Annotated in this window: 24 protein-coding genes, 1 tRNA gene and 1 riboswitch; of the genes, 12 read left to right on the top strand and 13 right to left on the bottom strand. The window is 46.6% G+C overall.

The genetic code is table 11. The features are described 5' to 3' along the window. Window positions 1-23 precede the first annotated feature (23 nt). Entirely contained in the window at window positions 24-728 is a 705-nt protein-coding gene (locus MMB75_RS18295; RefSeq protein ID WP_016818598.1) for a response regulator, read from the top strand. Here the strand turns inward: MMB75_RS18295 and MMB75_RS18290 are convergent. The 4 genes from MMB75_RS18290 to MMB75_RS18275 are packed head-to-tail and all read right to left on the bottom strand — an operon-like array spanning window position 696 to window position 5,169. Beyond that, window positions 696-1,607, bottom strand: a complete 912-nt coding sequence (locus MMB75_RS18290; protein ID WP_044787385.1) for a glycosyltransferase family 2 protein — start codon at window positions 1,605-1,607, stop codon at window positions 696-698. The two genes, MMB75_RS18295 and MMB75_RS18290, sit on opposite strands and share 33 nt — an antisense overlap. Then, complete coding sequence (locus tag MMB75_RS18285; protein WP_045244846.1) at window positions 1,567-2,793, bottom strand: glycosyltransferase family 4 protein; 1,227 nt, start codon at window positions 2,791-2,793, stop codon at window positions 1,567-1,569. Before MMB75_RS18285 ends, MMB75_RS18290 begins: the two co-directional genes overlap by 41 nt. Then, window positions 2,790-4,043 (bottom strand): polysaccharide biosynthesis protein, encoded by a 1,254-nt coding sequence (locus MMB75_RS18280; protein WP_103042564.1) that lies wholly within the window; start codon window positions 4,041-4,043, stop codon window positions 2,790-2,792. Before MMB75_RS18280 ends, MMB75_RS18285 begins: the two co-directional genes overlap by 4 nt. A 4-nt stretch (window positions 4,044-4,047) precedes the next feature. Beyond that, window positions 4,048-5,169, bottom strand: a complete 1,122-nt coding sequence (locus MMB75_RS18275; protein WP_045244847.1) for a glycosyltransferase — start codon at window positions 5,167-5,169, stop codon at window positions 4,048-4,050. 397 nt (window positions 5,170-5,566) lie between these two features. On the opposite strand from MMB75_RS18275, the gene MMB75_RS18270 reads away from it, so the two are divergent. The 5 genes from MMB75_RS18270 to thiE all read left to right on the top strand — a co-directional run bounded on the left by MMB75_RS18270 (window position 5,567) and on the right by thiE (window position 10,666). After that, window positions 5,567-7,288, top strand: a complete 1,722-nt coding sequence (locus tag MMB75_RS18270) for an NAD-dependent malic enzyme (RefSeq protein WP_045244848.1) — start codon at window positions 5,567-5,569, stop codon at window positions 7,286-7,288. A 69-nt stretch (window positions 7,289-7,357) separates the two neighbouring features. Beyond that, a riboswitch (TPP riboswitch) is annotated at window positions 7,358-7,460 on the top strand. Between the two features lie 132 nt (window positions 7,461-7,592). Next, window positions 7,593-8,282: a thiaminase II gene (gene tenA, locus MMB75_RS18265; protein WP_025365674.1), complete on the top strand. Its 690-nt coding sequence runs from the start codon at window positions 7,593-7,595 to the stop codon at window positions 8,280-8,282. Window positions 8,283-8,307: 25 nt separating this feature from the next. After that, complete coding sequence (thiM, locus tag MMB75_RS18260) at window positions 8,308-9,153, top strand: hydroxyethylthiazole kinase (protein ID WP_045244849.1); 846 nt, start codon at window positions 8,308-8,310, stop codon at window positions 9,151-9,153. Then, on the top strand, window positions 9,150-9,980 hold the full coding sequence (gene thiD / locus MMB75_RS18255) for a bifunctional hydroxymethylpyrimidine kinase/phosphomethylpyrimidine kinase (protein WP_277509563.1): 831 nt from the start codon (window positions 9,150-9,152) through the stop codon (window positions 9,978-9,980). The genes thiM and thiD overlap by 4 nt, the downstream gene beginning before the upstream one ends. Continuing rightward, complete coding sequence (gene thiE, locus MMB75_RS18250; protein WP_045244851.1) at window positions 9,977-10,666, top strand: thiamine phosphate synthase; 690 nt, start codon at window positions 9,977-9,979, stop codon at window positions 10,664-10,666. Before thiD ends, thiE begins: the two co-directional genes overlap by 4 nt. Window positions 10,667-11,080: 414 nt before the next feature. Here the strand turns inward: thiE and MMB75_RS18245 are convergent, their stop codons facing one another. Then, window positions 11,081-11,422, bottom strand: coding sequence for a winged helix-turn-helix transcriptional regulator (locus MMB75_RS18245; protein WP_013372737.1), 342 nt, complete (start codon window positions 11,420-11,422; stop codon window positions 11,081-11,083). Window positions 11,423-11,526: 104 nt separating this feature from the next. Here MMB75_RS18245 and MMB75_RS18240 point away from each other — a divergent pair, with 104 nt between their 5' ends. Next, complete coding sequence (locus MMB75_RS18240; protein WP_045244852.1) at window positions 11,527-12,438, top strand: arginase family protein; 912 nt, start codon at window positions 11,527-11,529, stop codon at window positions 12,436-12,438. Between the two features lie 135 nt (window positions 12,439-12,573). Here MMB75_RS18240 and MMB75_RS18235 read toward each other — a convergent pair whose 3' ends face one another. Beyond that, complete coding sequence (locus MMB75_RS18235) at window positions 12,574-12,828, bottom strand: hypothetical protein (protein ID WP_143069147.1); 255 nt, start codon at window positions 12,826-12,828, stop codon at window positions 12,574-12,576. Between the two features lie 65 nt (window positions 12,829-12,893). Further along, window positions 12,894-13,862, bottom strand: a complete 969-nt coding sequence (locus MMB75_RS18230) for a LacI family DNA-binding transcriptional regulator (RefSeq protein ID WP_045244853.1) — start codon at window positions 13,860-13,862, stop codon at window positions 12,894-12,896. A gap of 187 nt (window positions 13,863-14,049) precedes the next feature. On the opposite strand from MMB75_RS18230, the gene MMB75_RS18225 reads away from it, so the two are divergent. Beyond that, on the top strand, window positions 14,050-15,393 hold the full coding sequence (locus MMB75_RS18225; protein ID WP_045244854.1) for a 6-phospho-beta-glucosidase: 1,344 nt from the start codon (window positions 14,050-14,052) through the stop codon (window positions 15,391-15,393). Window positions 15,394-15,610: 217 nt separating this feature from the next. On the opposite strand, the gene MMB75_RS18220 is transcribed toward MMB75_RS18225, so the two are convergent. Beyond that, window positions 15,611-15,684 (bottom strand) — tRNA-Arg (locus MMB75_RS18220). A 175-nt stretch (window positions 15,685-15,859) separates the two neighbouring features. Between MMB75_RS18220 and MMB75_RS18215 the strand changes: the two genes are divergently transcribed. Then, the gene (locus tag MMB75_RS18215) at window positions 15,860-16,153 is read left to right on the top strand and encodes a magnetosome magnetite crystal formation protein family (protein ID WP_016324668.1); all 294 of its coding nucleotides are present in this window, start codon (window positions 15,860-15,862) and stop codon (window positions 16,151-16,153) included. Window positions 16,154-16,462: 309 nt separating this feature from the next. Here MMB75_RS18215 and MMB75_RS18210 read toward each other — a convergent pair whose 3' ends face one another. Further along, a complete protein-coding gene (locus MMB75_RS18210; protein ID WP_031462108.1) occupies window positions 16,463-16,822 on the bottom strand; it encodes a hypothetical protein in 360 nt (119 codons plus the stop codon). Between the two features lie 163 nt (window positions 16,823-16,985). On the opposite strand from MMB75_RS18210, the gene asnB reads away from it, so the two are divergent. Beyond that, window positions 16,986-18,830: an asparagine synthase (glutamine-hydrolyzing) gene (gene asnB, locus MMB75_RS18205; RefSeq protein ID WP_044787370.1), complete on the top strand. Its 1,845-nt coding sequence runs from the start codon at window positions 16,986-16,988 to the stop codon at window positions 18,828-18,830. A 165-nt stretch (window positions 18,831-18,995) separates the two neighbouring features. Here asnB and MMB75_RS18200 read toward each other — a convergent pair whose 3' ends face one another. The 3 genes from MMB75_RS18200 to MMB75_RS18190 form a co-directional block, all read right to left on the bottom strand. Then, on the bottom strand, window positions 18,996-19,628 hold the full coding sequence (locus MMB75_RS18200; RefSeq protein WP_013372746.1) for an XTP/dITP diphosphatase: 633 nt from the start codon (window positions 19,626-19,628) through the stop codon (window positions 18,996-18,998). Further along, on the bottom strand, window positions 19,628-20,389 hold the full coding sequence (rph, locus tag MMB75_RS18195) for a ribonuclease PH (protein WP_013372747.1): 762 nt from the start codon (window positions 20,387-20,389) through the stop codon (window positions 19,628-19,630). The genes MMB75_RS18200 and rph overlap by 1 nt, the downstream gene beginning before the upstream one ends. Window positions 20,390-20,482: 93 nt before the next feature. Next, complete coding sequence (locus MMB75_RS18190) at window positions 20,483-21,541, bottom strand: GerMN domain-containing protein (RefSeq protein WP_045244855.1); 1,059 nt, start codon at window positions 21,539-21,541, stop codon at window positions 20,483-20,485. 153 nt (window positions 21,542-21,694) lie between these two features. On the opposite strand from MMB75_RS18190, the gene MMB75_RS18185 reads away from it, so the two are divergent. Both MMB75_RS18185 and MMB75_RS18180 read left to right on the top strand, forming a co-directional pair. Continuing rightward, entirely contained in the window at window positions 21,695-22,252 is a 558-nt protein-coding gene (locus MMB75_RS18185) for a phosphatidylglycerophosphatase A family protein (protein ID WP_016818531.1), read from the top strand. A gap of 71 nt (window positions 22,253-22,323) precedes the next feature. Continuing rightward, entirely contained in the window at window positions 22,324-22,761 is a 438-nt protein-coding gene (locus tag MMB75_RS18180) for a GNAT family N-acetyltransferase (RefSeq protein ID WP_045244856.1), read from the top strand. Between the two features lie 150 nt (window positions 22,762-22,911). Here the strand turns inward: MMB75_RS18180 and MMB75_RS18175 are convergent, their stop codons facing one another. Next, window positions 22,912-23,697 (bottom strand): SDR family NAD(P)-dependent oxidoreductase, encoded by a 786-nt coding sequence (locus MMB75_RS18175; RefSeq protein ID WP_016818529.1) that lies wholly within the window; start codon window positions 23,695-23,697, stop codon window positions 22,912-22,914. Window positions 23,698-23,770 lie beyond the last annotated feature (73 nt).

Raw genomic sequence — 23,770 nt, 5'->3', positions numbered from 1 at the left:
CTGATTGGAGTTGCGCAGTTCTTATGACACCCCAAAACATTCTATTTGTTGACGACAGTCCTATGGTGCTGTCCCTGCTTGAACGGACATTGATGCAAGAAACATTCACCTTACATACCGCTCACACGCCTAAAGAAGCTCTGCAAGTGCTGGAAAAGTACCCGATTGATGTTGTCGTCTCCGATCTGCTTATGCCTGGTTTGGACGGAATTACGTTCCTTCGTATGATTAAGAAAGATTATCCACATATCGTACGCATCATTTTGTCTGGTCACCTGCATACGCAGTCCATTTTATCGGCCATTAATCAAGTCGGCGTGTTCCGTTTTTTGACGAAACCGCTGGAGCTGGATGATGATACGCTTAAAAAGATACTGTATGAGGCGCTTGATCAGGCTAGGCTCAATCGAAACAGCCTGTATGCAGACCAGAACGTGGCAACTGACTTGTCGATATTTATAAACAGCATTTTGAATGCTCCGTACCGACCGTATGTCCTGCTGAATGAACAAGATATCGTAACCGCCGTACATATTGCACTTGCTGAGCTGTATCCTGTCGGCTGCTCACTGCGTCATCCTGCTGGCGAAGGTATTCAGTTAACTCCGCATTCATTATATATACCGTATGAGGAGCCAGAATCTTCCGATCCCGACCTGTACTCGCTGGATACGCTGACCCTCGGTCATTCATCGTTACGCCTTATCCGCCTTAGCGAGATCGCCTGAGTGACGGGTGCCGCCCTTTAACACGGCGGCTACCCCAATCACAGTCAGGCAGGTGTACATCCACAACATCCCCCCCGTTAGCAGCGGATGGCGGATGTAGTTTTTCACATTCCCCCATGTATACAACACCGGACGGAAGAAGTACCAACGTTCCAGTGCCTTTCGCAATCCGCCCTCCTCAGATGACATCGTACGATCCATCACCGAGAAGTAGTAGGCTTTTTTACGTAATACATCCTGCAAATATACCTGTTTTTCATCATGATATACCCGTGTAAAAACCGCCCGGCGAATGACTCCGCCAGACTCTATATAGCGTAAGGTTGGCTGTATTTCTTCAAAAGCAATTTGCTCCGCATTAAATCCGCCTGTTGATTCGTAAGCGCTCATTCGCCAGAAGCGTGCAGCTTCAATGGAGCGTTTTCCCAAGGTCTCTCCTGCGTTGTTAATTACATTCCGCTCGAAAACCTTTACTTTGGAGAAAAAATTATTTGCTTCCGAATATGCCTCCTCTGGAATAACCAAGGCACCAATATCTTGATGATCGTCAAAAAAGTCGATGCTTTGCTGAATTAGATGTTCGGCTAAAATCATATCGGAATCCAATACAAATATGTATTCGGCACCCAAGCGCTTCGCTTCCTCAACCGCTTTGACTCTAGCAACTCCCCGCTCTCCATGAGGAAGCTCCAATACGGTAACGGGTACTGAGCTCCCTGCGGACAGCATACGAATCGTCTCAACCGTCCGATCACTGGAGCCATCATCGGCAATTACAATATGCAGATCCCTGTAATTTTGCCCCATACAGCTTCGCAAACAAGGCTCTATTGTACGTTCATTGTTGTACGTGGAGAAGAGAATGACCACTTTGTCCACTCTGTTCCGCCTCCTCTGTCCAATTCTCCATCAACTGCTCAAACGCGGCAGCTGTATGATCAAAATGAAATCTTAGCGCATATTGGTACGCTCGCTCACGGATGGCCATGTAATCTTCGCCACCCTCTGCCGCTCTTTCCATTTGTTCAGATAATCCTCGAATATCGCCGTGAAAGCATAAATATCCGCTTTTTCCGAAATCCGTCGCATCCACCAGACCGGGAGAATTGCTCACAATGCTGGGAGTTCCAACCGCTGCCGCTTCGGTAATCGTCAATCCCCAGCCTTCACGCAGGGAAGGGAATACGAGCGCATGGGCACGGCTCATCAGCTCCAGCTTATACTCTGCTGAAACAAATCCATAAAAGGTAATATCGGCTTGTGATTGTCCCTGTTCATCCGGTTCTCCGTATGTCAATCCATACCGTTCTATAATCGGCAATAATTGTTCTGTCACATAGGTTTTATCGGTTTTTCCGGCAATCCATAACATAGCCTGGGGGAACTTTTCCTTGAGCCGCCCAAAGGCTTCAACGACCAGATCAATGCCCTTATATTTAACAAAGCGTCCGGCATACATGAAGGTTGGGTTAGACTCCTTCGTCAAAAATTGTTCACGCGGCCAATGATCAAACTCAATGCCTTCCGGTAAAAGATGAACGCGATCTGGATGAAAGCCCAGCTTAAGCAGATCATACCGGGTAGACGGGGATACGGTGAGCGTCCGATCCTTCCGTGCCAGCTTAAGCATGAGGGGCTCCATATGAAATCCAATCATATTTAGCGGGAACCTGGCATTTTCATACCATATTTCCCTTGTTAGCTGATGTATGAAAAAAATTCGCTTGGATGCCTCCACCCAAAATCGGGTAAAGAACTGATGCGTATTCGCTTGATTAATTACATAGTCAATCTGCTGCCGATGACGACGGTAATAGCGCATCGCATAATAAATAACACTGTATATGTTTCCTTTTCGAATATACGTAATTCCGTCGATGACTTCATGCTCAGGCATCCCCTCAAATTGGGGTGAGAAATGAATGAACTGAAACCGGCCTTGCTGTGAGCGTTTCAGCATTTCATGGGTGAAAATTTCTGCTCCCCCGCTTTTCGGAGAACGAATGTCACGCCAGGAAAGCAATAGAACTACGGTCTTATCGTCCTGCTCTAGTATGGTATTCATGGGGTGATTCCTCCCCTTATCTTTATTTTGAACAAATACATATAGGCATCTATCACAAAGTAGAGAGACATAGCTCCGTACACAATGAACTCTGACAACAAAAAATCGATCGGGTCTGTGTGAGCCATATGAAAGGCTACTAATAAAGCTGCGGCTCCCGCCATCAGACTGAACATAAAGGTGCGTCTGCCCACTAATACGTGCACATGCACAAAAAATAGCACGATGGAAAAAAGCCAATACACCCAGCCTCCCCATGGAATATAGGCCTCAGCCGCCTGGTAAGAGGCTCCAAATAATATGGGAATAGAGGGTGGGAATATATAAGTTGTGCCCACATATACACACAGCGCGGCTACAGCCATTAATCCAGCATAGATTACAATTAACTTGCCCAAAGCCTGGCGGTCATGCCCCTGCGCACCGATCTTTGGAATAAAGGCAGCAATCAAGCTGTACGAAACGTAATAGACCAACTGGCTGTACTTCAGCGCAATGGCATAGCTGCTGGCCTGCTCAGGAAAATAATGCTGTACATACAACATGTCGATGGATATACAAAACAGAATGAATAAATTCGTCATAAGGCTGTCGGTGAAATCCTGACCTAGTGACTTCCATAACCCAGCAGGGATATGTTCTCCTCTATATGTCAATAGGGACAAGCCTTGGGCCGAAACGATCCAGCCGTGAAGCAACGACAGCAGCATTCCCCCACAGCTCGCTAATAGTAAGGCTTCCAGCCTTAACCCCAGGGCAGCCAGGACAAAAAACAGGCATAGCTTCCCTAATACCTCAATGTAATAGTTCACATTGAGCGCCAGCATGCGTTCCCTCCCCTGTAAATCTCCACGGCACGAACTCACCAGAATATGCAATCCGATCAAGGCATACAGCATGAACAGCGGGCCGGACTCAACGCCCAATAGCGAACGCAGCAACGGATGAAAGGAAAGTGAAATGATCATGGCAAGCAGAGTTAGCACTAGAGGTGCTTTTAGTAATAGAGAACCGAGCGGTAAGCTGCGTAGCAGAAGCTTCTGGTCAGCCTTGGATACCAGCTTGGCGGTTAACAGCTGGATGGATAAGCCCAATACGGACAACAGTGCAAAGAGGGCCAACAGCGCGTTCGCCTGACCATAGGCTTGTCCGGTAAGATACCAGCTCGCTGCAATGTGGAAGAAAAAATTGAATCCGTTAAGCAGCACATTAAAGAGGGGGAACATCAACGAACGCAATCGGTTGTTCACGTGGTTATCTCACCCGCCGATCCAGTCGCCAAATCTCAATGATAGAGCGCAAAAAACGAATGGAATCCTTCCAGACATGAATGTGCGAGCCATCTCGGTCAATGCATTTGACGGGTAGTTGCAGCACACGGAGCTGAAGTCGCTTGGCAATGAACATCATCTCCAGATCCAGCGCTAGTCCGAGTTGTTCCTTCAAATGTGGAAACATCCGCTTCACGGCAACCGAGCTCATCACTTTAAGACCCGTCTGGGAATCTACTACACCGGTTGGTAAAAAGGGGCGAGAGACGACCCGTTTGCCAAAGCTAACGATAGATCGCAATAAAGAACGATTCTCGGCGGTCATATCTTTGGTTCCAATCACAACATCATAGTAGCCCTGTTGAACAACATTGATCATTCTGGCAATATCCTCAATAAAAAAGGAATCGTCCGCGTCCACAAATACGTAGTAATCCGCACCGATGGTCCGCATTCCTTCCAGATACGTCCCTGCCTTGCGCGTATTGCGTCCCAATTCCCTTGTTTGAAGCAGTGGACTCAAGTTCTGGTTAATCCGGTTTACGGACAAGTCCGTTGCTGCCTCCAGCGCTTTAATCAAGGCATTCGTGCCATCGTGGCTACCATCATCAATGAGATAAATCGAACCCTCTATAATATGGCTGCGGATAAAGGCTTGCAGTCGCTCAGCAAAGGTTTTGACATGAACAAAACGTTTCTCTTCGTTATACACAGACAAGATGAATGCAACATGTTGGCTTTTAGTCGAATACTCGGGATAGAGCAAGCTTTGTATTTCAGAAAGTATTTCTTCGGTATCATTGGCTTGCCAAAATAGCAGACGCAATCGGCCTACTCCGATAATTTGCACCATATGCAGATCACTGAACGGAAAGGTTACATCCGTCACCAATAGCAATGGCATTTGTGGAAACTGGCTACGGATCTGATTAGCTTTCCGCACGGCTTGCCCCGGCTCCCTATAATCTATCAGGCAGCAACTTGCGCCCTCGTAGACTGAAGCTTCCTCCGTGTCCTCGCACTGTATATATTGGTAAAAACAAATCACATTGGGATAATCAATAGCCCTGTTATTATCGCTAAAAATGGCTATAGGTCCCTGCACACAAACCTCTCCTTTTCCTCCGAATAGTTCTATTTTGTTGAAAAAGAATTAAAAATGTTTGCTTAGTAAGATTAAATTAATGTCCAAATACTTCATATTTTCTTAACAAAATAGCTCACATCCCTTGATATATAAGCATTCAAGAGAAGAAAAACTATTTTTCATATTTGATAAAAACAGAGCATTTAGACCTGATTCATCAGGACTACTACTATACGAATTACAAGGTGAATCCGAAAACAAAATTAGTTCTATGGGATTAATAAAAAGATACACATATGGTCATTTTGTCATAGATTGATAGGCGAATAAAACCAATTCGTACGTCCATACTATGGACAACATGTCATTTTCCATCATGAATAATTATTAAAATATAGGGAAAGAAGGTATTTTTATGGAAGCATTTCATGTCAATCGTGATGGGTCATTATCTACTCCCTTACGAGGAAAGGACGTGCTAGCAAACCCTCTTTTGAACAAAGGGGTGGCATTTACAGAAGAAGAACGCAAAGAACTGGGCTTGGAAGGAATTCTTCCTCCCACTGTCCTTTCATTGGAAAAACAGAGCGTTCGGGCATATCAGCAATTCCTGGCACAACCCACCATGCTGCGTAAAAATGCTTCACTTAACGACCTTCATAACCGGAATGTCGTGCTTTACTATCGGCTGCTAACCGACCATTTGAGTGAAATGCTGCCCGTAGTCTACACACCGACTGTAGGAACCGCCATTCAAGAATACAGCCATGAGTACAACCGCCCTGGGGGCGTATATTTATCAATAGATCATCCGAACGGTATCGGACAGGCGTTCTATAATTCCGGATTGCGTAGTGAGGATGTTGACCTGATCGTGGTCACGGATTCAGAAAGTATTTTGGGAATTGGTGACTGGGGGGTCGGGGGAATTAACATTGCTATTGGCAAACTTGCTGTATATACAGCTGCGGCAGGTATTCATCCCGGGCGGGTGCTGCCCATTGTACTGGATGTGGGCACGAATAATGAAAAGCTGCTGAATGATCCGCTATACATCGGAAACCGTCATAAACGAGTTCGCGGAGAAGCCTATCATCAATTTATTGATACCTTTATCAGCAAAACGTTAACACAATTCCCGAAAGCGCTTTTGCATTGGGAGGATGTGGGCAGCGTGAACGCACGCCACATTATAGGGAAATACGGTCAAAACATTCTCACCTTCAATGATGACATCCAGGGCACAGGAGCAGTCACATTAGCTGCGATTGTTTCGGCGGTAGGTGTCACCAAAACTCCGCTACGTGAACAAAAAATACTTGTCTTTGGTCCGGGGGCAGCAGGAATCGGCAACGCCGACCAAATACGAGGAGCTATGATCGAGGACGGGCTTCCTGAAGAAGATTCATTCAAGTCATTTTGGGCCTTTGATTATCGCGGATTATTAACGGACGATATGGAAGATGTACTCGATTATCAGAAACCATATGTGCGTAAAAAGGAAGAAATCAGCTCATGGTCCCGATCGGAAGACGGCAAAATACCGTTGCTGGAGGTCATCCGTCAGGTAAAACCTACAATCTTAATTGGGACTTCCGGTGTAGCGGGTGCCTTTTCTGAAGAGATTATCAAGGAAATGGCAAAGCATGTGGAACGCCCGATCATTATGCCCATGTCCAATCCTACCAATCTGGCTGAAGCGGTACCCGAGGATTTGATACGATGGACTGATGGCAAAGCATTGATTGCTACGGGAAGTCCCTTTGAGCCCGTCACCTATAACGGTACGAAATTTGAAATTGGTCAGGCGAACAATGCCTTTGTTTTCCCGGGACTGGGTCTAGGCGCAATTGTGGTCAAGGCCAAACGAATCACTCCTTCCATGTTTACCGCAGCAGCTGATGCCGTTGCCAACGCCGTAGATTCGAATGAACTTGGCGGCGCACTGCTGCCCCATATTCGAAAATTACGTGATGTTTCGTTTGCGGTTGCGGTTGCGGTAGCAAAGGCCGCAATTCAGGATCAGGTAGCTCAGGCACACCTTCCAAATATTGAGCAAGCCATTCGGGATGCAATGTGGAAACCGGAATATGTGAGGGTCAAAGCCGTGGAAAGTGTAATCCAACACCCTCACTAATCCTTCACTAGGCATAAGCAGTTTGACATAACATAGGAACGAATGTACAGTATTAGTCAAAAGAATAGGAAAGTCCACTAGGGGAGCCATTATGGCTGAGACAAGAATGAATCTTGGACCCTTTGAACCTGATCTAGTTCGTACTAGCGTAGGAAAGTGGAGCCTTCTATATAGGGTTTCAGGCGTTTTTGCGCATTGAACCTATGTTGAAGCCGCTCCAGTTTTCGGGGCGGCTTTTTGGCATTGTTCCGAGAATTGTATCTTACGGGACTTCTTATTCTCCATTTTTGTTGGAGGTGGGGAAATGAGTTTTTCGCAAGAGCTCCGTCAGCAGGCGGATGGCATTTTTCAAGCCATTTATGAGCATCCCTTTGTGAGAGGTATTGCTGAAGGAAATTTAACAAGGGAACAGCTGATTCACTATGTAAAACAAGACTTTGAATATTTGAACGCCTACATGCGGATTTACGGCATCGCAATCTCCAAAAGCACGAGCCGGGAGGATATGGCTGTATTTAACGAACAGATCTCTTTTATTCTCAACAGCGAGGTTCATCCGCATCAAAATTTTTGTGCTATCGCAGGTGTCACCTATGAAGAGATGCAGGGATATCCACTCGCTCCGTCCGCTCATCATTATATCCGCCATATGCTGACCGTCGCACATGAGGGTAGTCTTGGGGAAATCATGGCCGTGCTGCTACCATGTCCATGGACATATCTTGAAATTGGACGCAGGCTAATGGATGAGGTAAGACCAGACGAGTCTCATCCGTTCTATGAGTGGATTTGCTTCTATGGCAACCAAATTGAAGATGTAACCTTCAAATATCGAGAGCGTGTGGATGCTTGGGCGAAAGTCGCCACGGCTGCCGAGCGAGAGCGGATGATTGAGCATTTTATGCTAAGCTGCCAGCTGGAATATATGTTCTGGGATATGGCTTATAAGCAGGAACAATGGCCCGTCCAGATGCGCGCTACGGTCTTGGAATAATCAGTATAGATGAGAGAGGATAAACATGATGAATATATGGGAACAAAGTTATTCGGCGCTCCTGACAAAGGTACAAAACAGCAACCCCCTCGTTCATAATATAACCAATGTGGTGGTCACCAACTTTACAGCCAACGGCCTATATGCACTAGGGGCTTCCCCGGTGATGGCTTATGCACCCGAGGAAGTAGCAGATATGGCCAAAATAGCGGGCGCCGTCGTGTTAAATATCGGTACGCTAAACCGTGAGCTGGTGGATGCCATGATCCTTGCTGGACAATCGGCGAATGCTCACGGTGTTCCAGTTCTGTTAGATCCGGTCGGTGCAGGAGCGACTAGCTTTAGAACCGAGTCAGCACTACGAATTCTAAACGAGGTTAACATCTCACTAGTACGAGGCAATGCAGCCGAAGTCGCTCATCTGATCGGAGAAGCCCGAGAAATTAAAGGGGTAGATGCAGGCGACAGTGCTGACAGCAGTAATGTCGATCTGGCAGTTCGGGCTGCGCAAACGCTCCATACCATGGTTGTCATCACTGGAAAAGAGGACGTCATCACGGATGGGGTTGAAGTACGATTGATTAGTGGCGGAGACGCGCTGCTTACGAAGGTAACCGGAACAGGCTGCCTGCTGACCTCTGTGTTGGGTGCCTTTGCAGCAATTGAACCCAACCTGCTGCTCGCAGGCACAGCAGGTTTGGCATTTTACGGTGCAGCAGCTTCTCGAGCCGCAGCGCATACCGCAAAGCTGGGGCCGGGCAGCTTCCAGATTGCCTTTCTCGACGAGCTTGCCAAACTACATACTGGTTCGCTAGAGGGGCATGTCACGATCCGTGAAGCTGGAACAACTACAACAGGTGGTGCGCGATGAGAGACGTGCATGTACCGAGAGCGCTGACGATTGCCGGTTCAGACAGTGGCGGCGGGGCTGGAATTCAAGCCGATCTCAAAACCTTTCAGGAGCTTGGCGTATACGGCATGTCAGCTATTACGGCCATAACGGTACAAAATACTTTGGGAGTTCACGGTGTATATCCGCTGCCACAGGAAGCAACAGCGCAACAGATCGAAGCTGTAGGATCAGATCTTGGAGTCGACGCCCTAAAGACTGGCATGCTGTTTGATGCAGGCATCATCCGCCTGGTAGCCGAGCAGATCCGAAAGTTCGGCTGGGAAAAGGTTGTCGTCGATCCTGTAATGATTGCCAAAGGGGGCGCAAAGCTGCTGCAACCAGAAGCGGTGCAAGCTTTGAACGACGACCTGCTCCCCTTGGCCCTGGTCGTCACACCAAATATCCCGGAAGCGGAGGCCTTAACCGGGATAAGCATTCGTACGATGGAAGGACGCCGTGAAGCTGCGAGACATATTAGCAGCCGGGGTCCCAAATTCGTTGTGATCAAGGGCGGCCACGATGAGGAGAGCGAAAACAGCGGTCAGGTCATTGACCTGCTCTTTGACGGAACAACCTTCACAGAGCTGGGCGGCAAGCGGGTGCGAACTGTCCACACACACGGAACAGGATGTACGTTCTCAGCAGCGATTACCGCTGAATTAGGGAAAGACGTGTCTGTACCAGAAGCTATTTTGAATGGAAGAGCCTTCATTCAGGCGGCGATTGAAGATACGTTGTATCTGGGCCAGGGACACGGTCCAACCAATCATTGGGCCTACCGCCGTCGTCAGGAGATACTCCAATGAGCGGTCGAATATTACCTGAGATCATGCGCCGGCATTTACAGATGTATCTGGTTGTTGGAAGCGTGAACTGCCTCGCGGAACCAAATCGGGTCGTGCAGGAGGCTCTTGCTGGCGGCACAACCATGATCCAGTTCCGGGAAAAGGGCCGTAGCGCGTTAACAGGGGTTCCTATGTTTGAACTTGCGCGTCAGCTACAAGATCTGTGCCACCACGCTGGTATCCCCTTTATCGTCAATGACGATGTGGAGCTGGCTCTTGAGCTCAACGCCGACGGTGTTCACATCGGTCAGGACGATGAATCGGCTGTTTCTGTGCGTACGCGGATCGGAAACCGAATCCTTGGCGTCTCCGCCCATACGATTGAGGAAGCACGTCGAGCCATTCTGCAAGGTGCGGACTATCTCGGCGTCGGACCCATCTATCCCACCATCTCAAAGGATGATGCTCATGCGGTGCAGGGTCCAGCCATTTTACATGAGATGCGCAAAGCGGGAATTGATCTGCCCATCGTCGGGATCGGTGGCATTACGATAGACCGTGTGGAGGAAGTGGTAGGTGCGGGTGCCGATGGTGTAGCGGTGATTTCGGCTGTGACGCAGGCAAAACAGATTCGAGCTGCTGCAGAGGAACTAAAGAAAAAGGTAGTGCTAAGCATCAAACATCCGGGGATGTCCCAAAAGCTATAAAATGCTATGTCCCTTCCTTTACCCCATTATGTCACTTTTATTGTTTACGCAAGAGCCTCATTTCCACTAATAAAGTAGAAATGAGGCTCTGTGTTGTCATAAAATTAATCTTTTACAGCTTGATTTCTTGTGTTCTTTTTCTCAGCAATAAGTAATCCTAGCAAAATGTACCCCCTGTACAATATCCCCATGAACAGAACAATACCAACGATTGAAACAAGAATAAGTAGAATATTCGCTACAAATAAAATAATTGCCATAGTCAAAATATCACATCCCCCAAATGATACTGATTTTTAAGCGTTCCTATCCCCAGTGCACTTGAGCTCGTTGAATACCTGATTAACTATAAATATATGTCAATCGTCTTTTCTAATATTCGTATAGCATTCGAGAACAATTAGAAAACGATATTTAATTATATTGGTTTTTGGTTCCCCACTCACATAACCCTTCCAAAACAGGCAATAGTGTTTCCGCTTTTTCTGTGAGACTGTACTCGACTTTAGGCGGAACTTGAGGATACTCTTTCCGGTTCACCAATCCATCCGCTTCCAATTCCTTTAGCTGTGAACTCAATGTTTTGTATGTAATAGCTCCGATTTGTCTTTTCAGATCATTAAAGCGAACCACTTGGTTTTCGGCCAGAAGATAAATAATAACCATTTTCCATTTACCACCAATGACTGACACTGTATAACCAAAAGGTGTATCTTCAATATTTTTAACTTTACCTTTAAATTCAGCCATACTCATATTCACACTATCCTTTCGGGTAGTACCTATCAAATTAGTGCGTACTACGTTTTTATTTGCGTTCAGTTTATACTAACCGTAATTTGAAGTAAAGGAGAGAAAATATGACTAAAACAATACGCCTGTTAATGCCGCAATGGCAAGGAGGAAACAATCCTAACTACTCTTTTGGAGCTGAACTGCTGGCTTGGCTAGCCCCAGACAATGATCAACCCCTTATTCATGTTCCAGTTCAAGCTTATGATGGAACTCCGCTTGATAACGAGAACGGTATGTATGGGAGAAAACAGCTACTTGAACAATTAGAGGCTGCTCAACATATCATTGACGCTCATAAGCCAGATCGCATAGTAATGTTTGGTGGTGACTGTTTAGTCGAGCAAGCCCCGTTTGCCTATTTGAACGAACGATACGGTGGAGAATTAGGGCTAATTTGGATCGATGCTCACAGTGATTTAGTTAGATATGTGGGCTATGATAACGGACATACATTACCACTTGGGAATCTGTTGGGAGAAGGAGATGAGGAGTTTGCAAAACATGTGAAAGTTCCTCTTAAGCCTGAAAATGTCTTTATCGCTGGATTAGCAGCTCCTACAGAAGAAGAAACAAAAGCATTTTCAGAGACATTTCAAAGGTTAGGTGTTACCACTACAGAAACAGATACTGAAGTAATTCAAAGATTAGGGATTCGAACTGCTGGGACCCAAGAGTTAACGACCAGTACCGAATCAATAAAAGAGTGGATTAAAGAAAGCGGCATCAAGCACCTGGCGATTCACCTTGATTTAGATGTACTTGATCCAAAAGCATTTCGTTCTTTATTATTCGCCAACCCTGAAGCTCCCTATAATCTTTCTCCTGCGGGAACAATGCAAATACCTCAACTACTTCATCTGATTAAAGAACTATCTGAAGAAACCGATGTAGTTGGGTTAGGTATAACCGAACATATGCCGTGGGATTCCATTAACTTAAAGAATCTGCTTGGGGAAATACCTATTTTGAATCATTAATTCTACTTACGATCTATACATGTTTTTTTGACTTAATTTTCGAAATGGAATTATTAGAAATTCGTTTGAATTAGAGTATTGTGTAAAGAAAGGACTCCTGGGGATTTATGCTGTTATGGAGTCCTTTTTTATTTTTTACTTTTTATTTTCATTTATTAATTTTAGTACTGGATTAAGGAACTCTTCAAAAAAGAAGTCGCCTCCCTCACCCGGAGTTAGTGCTTTATTATGATCAAAAGATTCGAAATCTTCTGGTACCGAAATATGATAGAGCGTGCCATTTTCCATTAATTCTCCTAAATCCTTATAAGCATTTGTTGGACGTGCAAAGCAGAGAACCCTAGAATTCTCAAGTATATATAAGTGAGTATCAGTTAACCTATATTGCATAAAATAACACCTCAATTATGTGACTTGAATAGCTCAGCACCGGATAAAAAGGAATACTCAGGAGATCAAGTAGTCGCTCGCTCTACTAATTTGAATTCCAAGGGATGTAATTCTTCCTGAAGCCCCTCTAGGGCATTTCGAATCATAATGAATGCATTTTCCGCTTGCTTGTCAATCGGGTAATGAATGGTGGTTAAATCAAGCAAATGCGAAATTTCGGTGTTATCAAAGCCCACCACTGCAACATTACTCGGGATAGAAACACCGAGCCTACGTGCTTCGGTCAACAGCCCTGCAGCCAAATAATCGGTAGAACAAGCGAAGGCATCAGGCTTGTTGGATTGTTCGCCCCACCAGTGAGCAATTTGTTCACCCGCTTCTATTGAATTTAAGCCATAAAAATGCGGGAAAGCATCAGCGTTCAAATCATATTTTTTGCAAAAATCATGATAAGCCCGTATGCGCTCCTTCGTATTCAATCCCCTCATATTCCCATATACATTCACAATGCTGCGATAGCCTCTGGCATACAGATGCTCCAGCGCAAGCATGTACCCCTGATACTGGTCCATAAATACAGACGGGATTGCCTCAATGTTTACACGCTGCCATGTCACAATTGGACCATATTTGGTGTAGTGCTCAATCACACTCCACTCATTGACGCGAATCATACAGACCAAGGCGTCCAGTTGCTTTCTCCGCAACATTTCCAGTGCTTCAAGCTCCCGCTCCTTCTCTCCATTCGTAATAAATAGTGCCATATTAAAACCATGCTCCTGGGCATAGGTTGTAAATCCACGCACAAATGAACCCAATGAATCATTAAAAGAAATTGAAATAATTCCTATGAGCTTGGTCATGCCCTTTTTTAATGAAACCGCATTCAAATTAGGTACATAATCCAGTCGGTCTATGACCCCCTGTACACGCTGCCTTGTCGGTTCACTTACGTACGGATGGTTATTAATGACACGAGACACCGTTGCCGAGGATACACCCGCCAGCTTTGCAATTTCATGAATATTTGCCACATTTCTCACCTCGTTCTTTCTATTTTAGCATGTTCGTGTTTAGCATGTTTTGTGGCCCCGTCCTATAATTGTCACCTTCCCCAAATAAGTTTTTTAAAAGCGCTTGACCTGTAATGCATTACAGGGATTACAGTGAATTTGAGCTTAAGAAAGCGGTTTTAAAAAACATACTCAGGAGGCACTAACCATGAAAAAAGGCATAAAGATCGCAACTATTGGCGGAGGCTCCAGCTATACACCAGAATTAGTAGAAGGTTTTATCAAACGTTATGCAGAGCTTCCCATTCGGGAATTATGGCTGGTAGATATTGAAGCAGGACGCGAGAAACTGGAGATCGTAGGGGCCATGGCCCAACGGATGGTGAAAGCCGCCGGCATTGATTGTGAAGTACATTTGACACTGGATCGTCGGGAAGCCTTGAAGGATGCCGATTTTGTAACGACCCAATTTCGGGTAGGCTTATTGGAAGCCCGGATTAAAGATGAAAGTATTCCTTTGAAACACGGTATGATCGGTCAGGAAACCAATGGGGCTGGTGGGATGTTCAAAGCTTTTCGTACCATACCCGTTATCCTCAGTATCGTAGAAGATATGAAAGAACTGTGTCCGAATGCATGGTTGATTAACTTCACCAACCCTGCGGGCATGGTCACCGAAGCGGTGCTTCGTTATGGTCAGTGGGATAAAGTCATCGGATTATGTAATGTTCCAATCGGCGCGATCAAGAGTGCATCGGCTGTGCTGGACAAACCGGAAGAAGAGCTGTTCTTTAAATTTGCAGGAATTAACCACCTTCATTGGCACAAAGTTTATGATAAAACTGGAGAAGAATTAACAGAACAAGTTATCGAAGGACTTTATGCGCCTGGCGCACAACCGGAGAAGGTCGTTGAAAATATTAAGAACATGCGCTTCCTGTATGATCAGGTTCGTCAATTGAAAATGCTACCTTGTCCTTACCATCGGTATTACTATATGACCGATAACATGCTCAAGGAAGAATTAGAGGAGGCCAAAAACGAAGGAACTCGGGGCCAAGTCGTCAAACGTCTGGAAGAAAGTCTGTTTGAATTGTACAAAGATCCGAATCTGGATTACAAACCAGAGGAATTATCCAAACGCGGCGGTGCGCATTACAGCGATGCTGCCTGTGAAATCATCAACTCTATTTATAACAACAAAGGCACATTGATGGTAGTTAGTACGCGTAACAACGGTGCGATTGATGATGTCCCTTATGATAGCGCCATCGAAGTAACTAGTGTCATTCGCGCGCATGGTGCGGAGCCTGTCAACTTTGGTAAATTCCCTCCAGCACAACGGGGACTGCTGCAAGTCATGAAGGCGATGGAAGAGCTGACCATTGAAGCGGCGGTCACTGGTGACTATGCGACAGCACTGCAAGCCTTCACCTTGAATCCGCTCGTTCCAAGCGGCGATATCGCCCAAACTGTGCTGGATGAATTGCTGGAAGCACACAAAGAGCATCTGCCGCAATTTTTTGCTCATAAAGAGAAGGCGACAGTATAAAGCCAGAATCAATGATACTGCCGGAACACAAAAAAACTTCCTAATATTGAATTAGGAAGTTTTTGCTATACGTCCCAGGAGGGATACTCTCCCTACGGTCGAGACTGCGAAGTTTATGCTAACGATGCTTAGCTCCGACGTCCCCCCAAGGGGTTCTCATCCCAAACTGGAACACAAAAAAAACTTCCCAATATTGAATTAGGAAGTTTTTGCTATACGTCCCAGGAGGGATTCGAACCCCCGACCGACGGCTTAGAAGGCCGTTGCTCTATCCAGCTGAGCTACTGGGACAAGATAACAATCAATAAAACCTTATGTATTCAGTGCATTAATGATTATATCACATTTTGGGCAACTGTCAAAAGCATTTTTTCATTATACAGGAAAGCAGGCTGCAAAAGGAATCATTTGGACGCTAACGGGGTATTATGTACAAAGAACGATGCCAAAAAGGAGGGGTTAATCCGTGAGAGGCCTTTTGTCTTCACTTTGTTATTTTAGCATTTTTTTCGCACCTTTTCTGGTGCCGGTCATTGTGTGGATTGCAGTCCGGGACGAATATGTTCAGGGACACGCGAAAAAAGCCATTTTATCGCACATTTTCCCCATTATTGCGGCGATTCCGCTAGTTTATTTTATTATCACTGCCAATCATGCAGGCTCGGTTATCGGGTTTGTACTGCTATTCGTAGTGGTCTATCTCGGCGTTTTTGTCTATAACATCTACAAAGGGATCATGACGCTGCGTGAAGCGGCCTAATTCAAAAGAAGCCTCTCGCATTCGCAATTTTGACGAATACAGAGGCTTCTTCAGGGTCATTTATAAATGAGCGTTTCTCAGTTTATGACTGTTTATTTATTACCGAAGCGTCTAGGACTTCTTCGCACCTCATGTCTTACATTTTTCTCCATCACTTCTTCCGCGAACTCATTGTTATGAATATAACTGCTGCCTTTGTTTTTCTTATACTTCGCTTTGCCGTCTATGATTTCCCCCTCCTTTCACGCTGATCTGGCGATGGCGCCGGTGTCCAAATTAACAAAAGCCGAGGTAGTGCACACCATATCCTCATGCCCCGAACTCCTTGGCAAACTCTGTGCTAAGCTGCCCATAGGAGAGCAATTCCCTTTTGAACTTTTCCCGTTCCTCACCAGCGGTAATGTGCGTAGAGTCCGTAAAAGCCTTGTCGGTCACTTCTTCAAATGCCGAATGCAGATTATTGTCATACCAATCCAGCTCCAGATCGGCATCATTGCGGATGATCCGTACCATGTCATAATCAGGCTGACCATCCTTCTGATTCGTAGCTGTGATATAAACCAGCAGCTCCGGGTCATCTGCGGCACCGGGACGCACTTCTACCTCGGCACAGCGCACTCCGTCAAGTTCAGTGAAGCGGCGTATTTTGGCATCCTTGATGTAGTACATTGTCTCCCTCCTTCCTTACGTGTAGGCGGGTTGCCCCATCTGTAGTTTTCGGAACGGACAGACATTTTATGCTTCTTTTCGGCATATATACTGATGAACTGGGGATTTAGTTTTTGATTCATTCCAACACTGGATGAACACGACAAAGAGAGGATGAATAGACATGTGCGGAATTACAGGTTTCATACAGTGGAACGGAGATTTAATGCATCAATCTGAGCTGCTGCTGAATATGACGCAAACGCTCTCCGATCGCGGACCGGATGCTGCGGGTACCTGGATATCCAATCCGTGTGCCTTCGGACACCGAAGACTAAGCGTAATGGACCCGGAAAACGGCGCTCAGCCCATGATCCGGCAGCTTGAGGATATCACTTATACGATTGTATATAACGGGGAAATATATAACGCGCCTGAGCTGAAAAAAGAGTTGCAACAACGTGGGCATTTTTTCCGTACACAATGCGACACAGAGGTACTGCTCGAATCTTATATCGAATGGGGCCCGGATTGTGTAGATCGGTTGAACGGCATTTTTGCGTTTGCGGTCTGGGATAGTGAGCGGGAGCAGGTATTTCTGGCACGAGATCGACTGGGAGTGAAGCCGCTATTTTATAGCCAAACTGAAGATGTATTTGTATTTGGCTCCGAACCCAAAGCCCTACTCCAGCATCCAGCGGTAGAGGCGGCAGTAGACGCCGAGGGATTGGCAGAAATTTTTATCATTGGGCCTGCACGCACCCCCGGACACGGCGTCTATTCGTCGATGAAGGAGCTCCGTCCCGGGCATACCCTCACCTACAGCCGCGACGGCGTACGCATTCAAGCCTATTGGAAACTGGAAAGCATTGCGCATGAGGATAACACCGAAGAAACGGCACTCAAGGTACGAGAACTGTTGATGGATACCGTTGAACGGCAGCTTATCTCGGATGTACCGGTATGTACCTTATTGTCTGGCGGGCTGGATTCAAGTGCTCTGTCCGCATTAGCAGTTGATTATTACAAACGTACCGGGCAGGGACAAGTTCATACGTATTCGGTCGATTATGTGGACAACGACAAGCATTTTAAAGCCCATGCGTTCCAGCCCGGAGCCGATGCTCCCTGGATACAGCGGATGGTCGATGAATTAGGGACAAATCATCACTGGATTGAATTCGATACACCAGAAGTTGTAGCCGCTCTGAACAACTCCACGCTAACGCGGGATTTACCCGGCATGGCGGACGTGGACTCGTCACTGTATCTCTTTTGCCGGGAGATTAAAAAGGGCGCTACTGTTGCCATTTCTGGTGAAGCAGCGGATGAAGTGTTTGGCGGATATCCGTGGTTCCATCGGGAGGATATGCTGAACTCAGGCACATTCCCGTGGGCGGTTGCTCCCGATATGAGAGCGAGTCTGCTATCCCCCGAAGTGCGGGACTGGATCAAGCCGCTGGAGTATTTGAACGACCGTTACTCAGAAGCAGTCGGAGAAGTACCAAAGCTACCGGGGGAAACAGGAAAAGCTGCGCAAATGCGCGTCATGTCCTATTTGAACATCACCCGCTTTATGCCTACCCTGCTGGATCGCAAAGATCGAATGAGTATGGGGGTCGGACTCGAAGTACGGGTGCCGTATTGCGATCACCGGTTGGTGCAATATGTATGGAACATTCCGTGGAGCATTAAGATGACAGGCGGACGTGAAAAAGGTATTTTGCGCAAGGCGCTGGAGGGCGTATTGCCGGATGATGTGCTATATCGCAAAAAAAGCCCGTATCCCAAAACGCATAATCCCTCCTATCTTGCCGCTGTGAAAAAGCAGGCGCTGCAACTGCTGGATGATTCCTCTTCCCCACTGCTCAAGCTGATCGATACGAAAAAGATACGGGATATTGCCAGCTCACCGGAGGCATCCTCCAATCTGCCTTGGTTTGGCCAGCTAATGTCGGGTCCTCAGTTGTTTGCTTACTTGACGCAAGTGGATAACTGGCTGCGCACTTACAAGGTGGCTATTCGATAAAATGTGCTAACTGCTTAAGCCGTAAATTACGAGGTGGTAACCGCCTGTTTTTCTCGATGCATGCTATACGTGGAACAGAAAGTACCAAAAAGGCTATCCGCGCCTATGACTGACGGATAGCCTTTTTTTCGTATATGACAGGTATATATTCAACCTGCTGCCAAACTATGCCTGTGGATTTCCCAGCTTTGTTGCCAAATTACGCAGGGCTATGCCTCGGTGACTGATAGCCTGCTTTTGTTCCAACGTCAGCTCCGCCATTGTCTTTTCAAACTCTGGCAAATAGAACAGCGGATCATACCCAAACCCACCGCTGCCCGCGGTTTCAGTCGTAATCCAGCCTTCCACGGAGCCCGTCGATTCCAACGTCTCCCCAGTCTGTGGATTATACAGAATCAAGGTACAGACGAATTGAGCCGGGCTTAGCAAAGGCTGTCCGGTATCATCACCAAGCTGCTTTGATTCCAGAACATCAAGCAGCTTGATATTGTTTTCGTGATCGCTGGCGCCTTCTCCCGCATAACGGGCCGAATATACGCCTGGCGCACCGTCCAGCAAGTCCACGCACAGGCCGGAATCATCGGCCAGCACAGGCAATCCGAGCACATCTCCCACCGCTTTGGCTTTTTTCAGCGCATTTTCGGCAAAGGTTGTGCCATCCTCAACGACATCAGGAATGTCTGGATAATCGTACATACTTCTGACTTCCTTGCCAAACGGCGCAAAAGCATGTGCAAATTCCCGCACCTTCCCTTTATTCTTTGTAGCGACAATGACAACCGGACCATCCAGTCGCATTAGGCCCCAGCTCCTGTACGTCCAGCACCGATCTTATCGGCAATCGGTCCGAGTACTTCTTTTTGGCGCTCGATCATTTGCAAAATCCCTTGTTCACCCAAGCTAAGCAGCTGATCCAATTCCTGACGGTCGAATGGGCTTTCTTCCCCCGTACCTTGCAGCTCGACGTATTTTCCACTGCCAGTCATGACGAGATTCATGTCCACCTTAGCCTTGGAATCCTCTTCATAATTCAGATCCAGCAGCGCCTTGTCACCAACAACCCCTACGCTGACGGAAGCCAGAAAATCCGTAATAGGGAAAACAGGCAACTTGTGCTGGATTGCAATTTTATTTACTGCAATCGCCAACGCTACGAAAGAACCGGTAATGGAGGTTGTACGTGTCCCACCGTCCGCCTGAATGACGTCACAGTCCAACGTAATCGTCCGTTCACCAAGCGCCTGCAAATTGACAACCGAACGCAACGCTCTTCCGATCAGACGCTGAATTTCCATAGTACGGCCTGTCAGCTTGCCACGCGCAGCTTCACGCTGATTGCGGCTATGTGTCGCCCGCGGAAGCATGGAATATTCGGCGGTCACCCAGCCTTTTCCTTGGCCCTTCATAAAGGGAGGAACGCGCTCTTCCACTGTAGCCGTACAGATGACTTTCGTCTCGCCAACCTCTATAAAAACAGAGCCCTCCGCGTATTTATTTACTCCTGCTGTCAATTTCATCGGGCGCAGCTCATCACCGTTTCGTCCGTTAGATCTACTCATGCTTTTTCCTCCTACGTCGTATGCAACCTGTTCTTATATGTTTATTTTACCAAAGTGTGCAGGCAAAAGCACCCCAATGACGATTCCCTGTCCTTAAAGAGGAATTTCGTTAATGTGCTGCGGCTTGGCTACAGGCTCTCCATAATTTTGATTATTTTGTCCAATCACGCTTTTCTCACCATTCAGTTCAATGCGAATCTTCGTTTTGACCGCATCATCCGAATTGTCCGCTGCTGTCAGTACGACCGATTCCAAAAATTCAGCAGGTACGGCCTCCCCTTTGGCAAACATATCATCCGAGAGTGATACCGTAATGACGTTATCTTTGGAGCGTTCTACCGATTTCAGCGCCGTCTCCCCTGTCATCACTTCCTGCAATCCATCCTTGGTCTGTGGACCTTGAATTAATTGATGTAGAGCGGACTGGACACGATCTTTTTCCGGACTGACCAGTCGTGTTACAGGTACATAATATTGTACTCCAGCAGGCGAAGATGAAGAGAAATATACGGTGACTGGACTGGAATCCAGAGGGGTCACACCATGACCGACCTCCAAATTAATCCCTACTGCGCGCGTGAGCGGATGGTCCAGTGGTGTGCCGCCAACAGGCATTTCGTTCAGCTTTTTACCATCCACCCAAATCTGCACGCTTTTAATATCGGGACGGTCGGTCAAGGTCCAAGTCAAGCTTTCCATTAATTTGCGTTCTTCCTGTGGCTTATAGTTGGCGAAAGATTTGTTAAATTCGACAACAGCCAGCTTGTTATCCTTGTCCACTGTCACACTTTTCACTTCTGTACCCTGAGGCAGTACACCTTTAAATCCTTCTGGTAATAAGCCAGCATAAGGCCCGCCCTCAACCAGTGTTTCCAGCGCCGACTTGGCATCTGCCTGTACATCACCTGAAGCAATCGGTAAAGATACAGGAGCCAGCAAACCATTATGATCTTGCAAAAAAACAGCCCTCAACTGCCCGGTAGTGGCAGGTGCTTTTCCGGTTACAGCCTTAATCATGGACTGCTCTGTCGTGGACGGCGGAGGGTCAATGGACGTGGCTTCGTTGCCGAAAAGGCTGCATCCGGACAACAACAGGGGCAGGGATAGCAGCCCGGCTACAGAGGTCATACGCCATGGGTGTTTTATGTTCATAAATGAAGTTCCTCCCTAACAATTTTGTACAGATTGTACTAATATGTATACGAGCCCCGCGTAAAAAATAACTACTTTTTTAGCAGACTGGACACACTGGTCATAATTGCAGTAGAAAATTAGGATCTACACGAGGAGGGTAACTTCAACTTTATGGACAAGAAAAAAGTACCTTACAGCCTGAATAGTAAAAAGGTAGCCGATGCCACCCGTGAGTGGCTGCACAAGCGTGGTGTAAGTATGACTGAAATCGCAGAACTGGTTATGCTTCTACAGAAAAAATATTACCCGAACCTAACGATGGAAGAATGTATGGACAATGTGGACAAGGTGTTAATGAAGCGCGAGGTTCAAAATGCCGTGCTTACGGGCATCCAGCTAGATATTCTCGCGGAACAGGGGGCTCTTCTTCCCCCATTGCAGGATATGATTGAGAATGATGAGGGATTATACGGAGTGGATGAAATTCTAGCCTTTTCCATCGTCAATGTGTACGGCAGTATTGGATTTACCAATTACGGTTATGTCGATAAGCTCAAACCGGGTGTGCTGGAACGCCTGAACGATAAAAGCCTTGGGCCGATTCATACGTTTCTGGACGACATTGTGGGTGCGATTGCAGCCTCGGCCAGCAGTCGTATCGCCCATCGCAAGCAGGCAGAGCGCGAGCAGGAGCTTGGAGAAGAAAGCGCACCGAATACAACACGGTAACAATGACATGCCAGTTGCAAACAATGCGTTGGATTACAATAGATATATACAGGGTAAGAGGAGAACTAGACATGGCAGACGTAATTGCAGGATATACATTCCGTACGATGCAGGCTGATGATTACGATCAGGCCATTGAGCTGTGGAATGGCTTAGACGGATTGGGATTAAGTGAGGCCGATTCACCGGAGCGGATTGCACGATTTTTGCAGCAGAATGAAGGACTTAGCTTTGTCTGTGAGTACGCTGGAAACATCATAGGCACGATTTTAGCAGGCCATGATAGTCGCAGAGGGTTTCTGTATCATCTGGGTGTAGCCACAGAACATCGTGGTCATGGGATTGCGCCCAGACTGGTGGATAAAGCGTTATCTGCTTTGCTTAAAGAAGGTATTGATAAATGCCATCTGTTTGTGATGGAGCATAACATAGGAGGTCAACGCTTCTGGTCAGCTAACGGCTGGGAGAAGCGAGATGGGATTTTATTATATTCGCGAGATCTGGGATAGCATCTGAACGCTTGATCTATGTAAATTAGGAACGCCGGGGCTGCTGATTCTATTGAATTAGAAGCAATCAGACCCGGCATATAAGAAATCTCAGCTTATTGAGCGGTAATCCTGATTAAAGTATAGGCTATCTTGATTCTTAAATTGCAATCAATTTTGAGGTCGTAGTGTACGTTCCACAATGTTAAGTGTGGATTGACGAGAGAAAAATCGGGATACTTGGGCTACCCAATAGTTTTGTCGACCCGATATCATATGACTGCGCCCTTTTTCAAATGCTCTCAAGGCATTATTGACGACAGTCTGGGGTGTTTCTCTGGAACCTACAGAGGCTTCACTGGAGCCTACCACATCAAAAAATGAGGTTTCGGTTGCACCTGGACAGAGGGCGAGCACTTTGAGTCCCCGTTTTCGATTTTCGGCCCACAGCGCCTCGCTAAACGAAAGTACGAATGCTTTGGTTGCTCCATATACGGCCATATAGGGATCAGGCTGAAATGCAGCGGTGGATGAAACATTGATGAGTCCCCCATCCCGGTTACGCAACAAATCAGGCATAAATGCATGTGTGATATCGACTAAAGCAGCCACATTGAGCATCACTTCCTCATGCTGTCTTTCTCCTGAAACCTGCTCAAAGTACCCGTAGGTGGCAAAACCGGCGTTGTTAATCAGAAGATCTACCTTGAGTTGTTGATTTTGAACCTCCTGATGCAATGTTTGGGGAGCTCCCGATGAGGATAGATCGAGCGCAATCACCGTAGCTTTTACGTTATATTTAGCGGAGAGTTCTTTCGCCAGTGCTTTTAGCTTTTTTTCATTGCGCGCTACCAAAATGAGATTACATTGCTTAGCCGCGAGCGAATAGGCAAATGCCTCACCAATCCCGGATGAAGCCCCTGTGATGAGTGCTGTTTTGTTTGCATACCTAAACATGATGATGACCTCCATAGTATCGTCGTTTTATTTAAGAAACACTGTTACCACTACTCTATAATGAACTGAAGCC

This window comes from Paenibacillus sp. P2(2022) (genome assembly GCF_029522175.1).
In the GTDB taxonomy this organism is placed as follows: domain Bacteria; phylum Bacillota; class Bacilli; order Paenibacillales; family Paenibacillaceae; genus Paenibacillus; species Paenibacillus polymyxa.
This window is presented reverse-complemented; position numbering and strand designations above follow the sequence as displayed.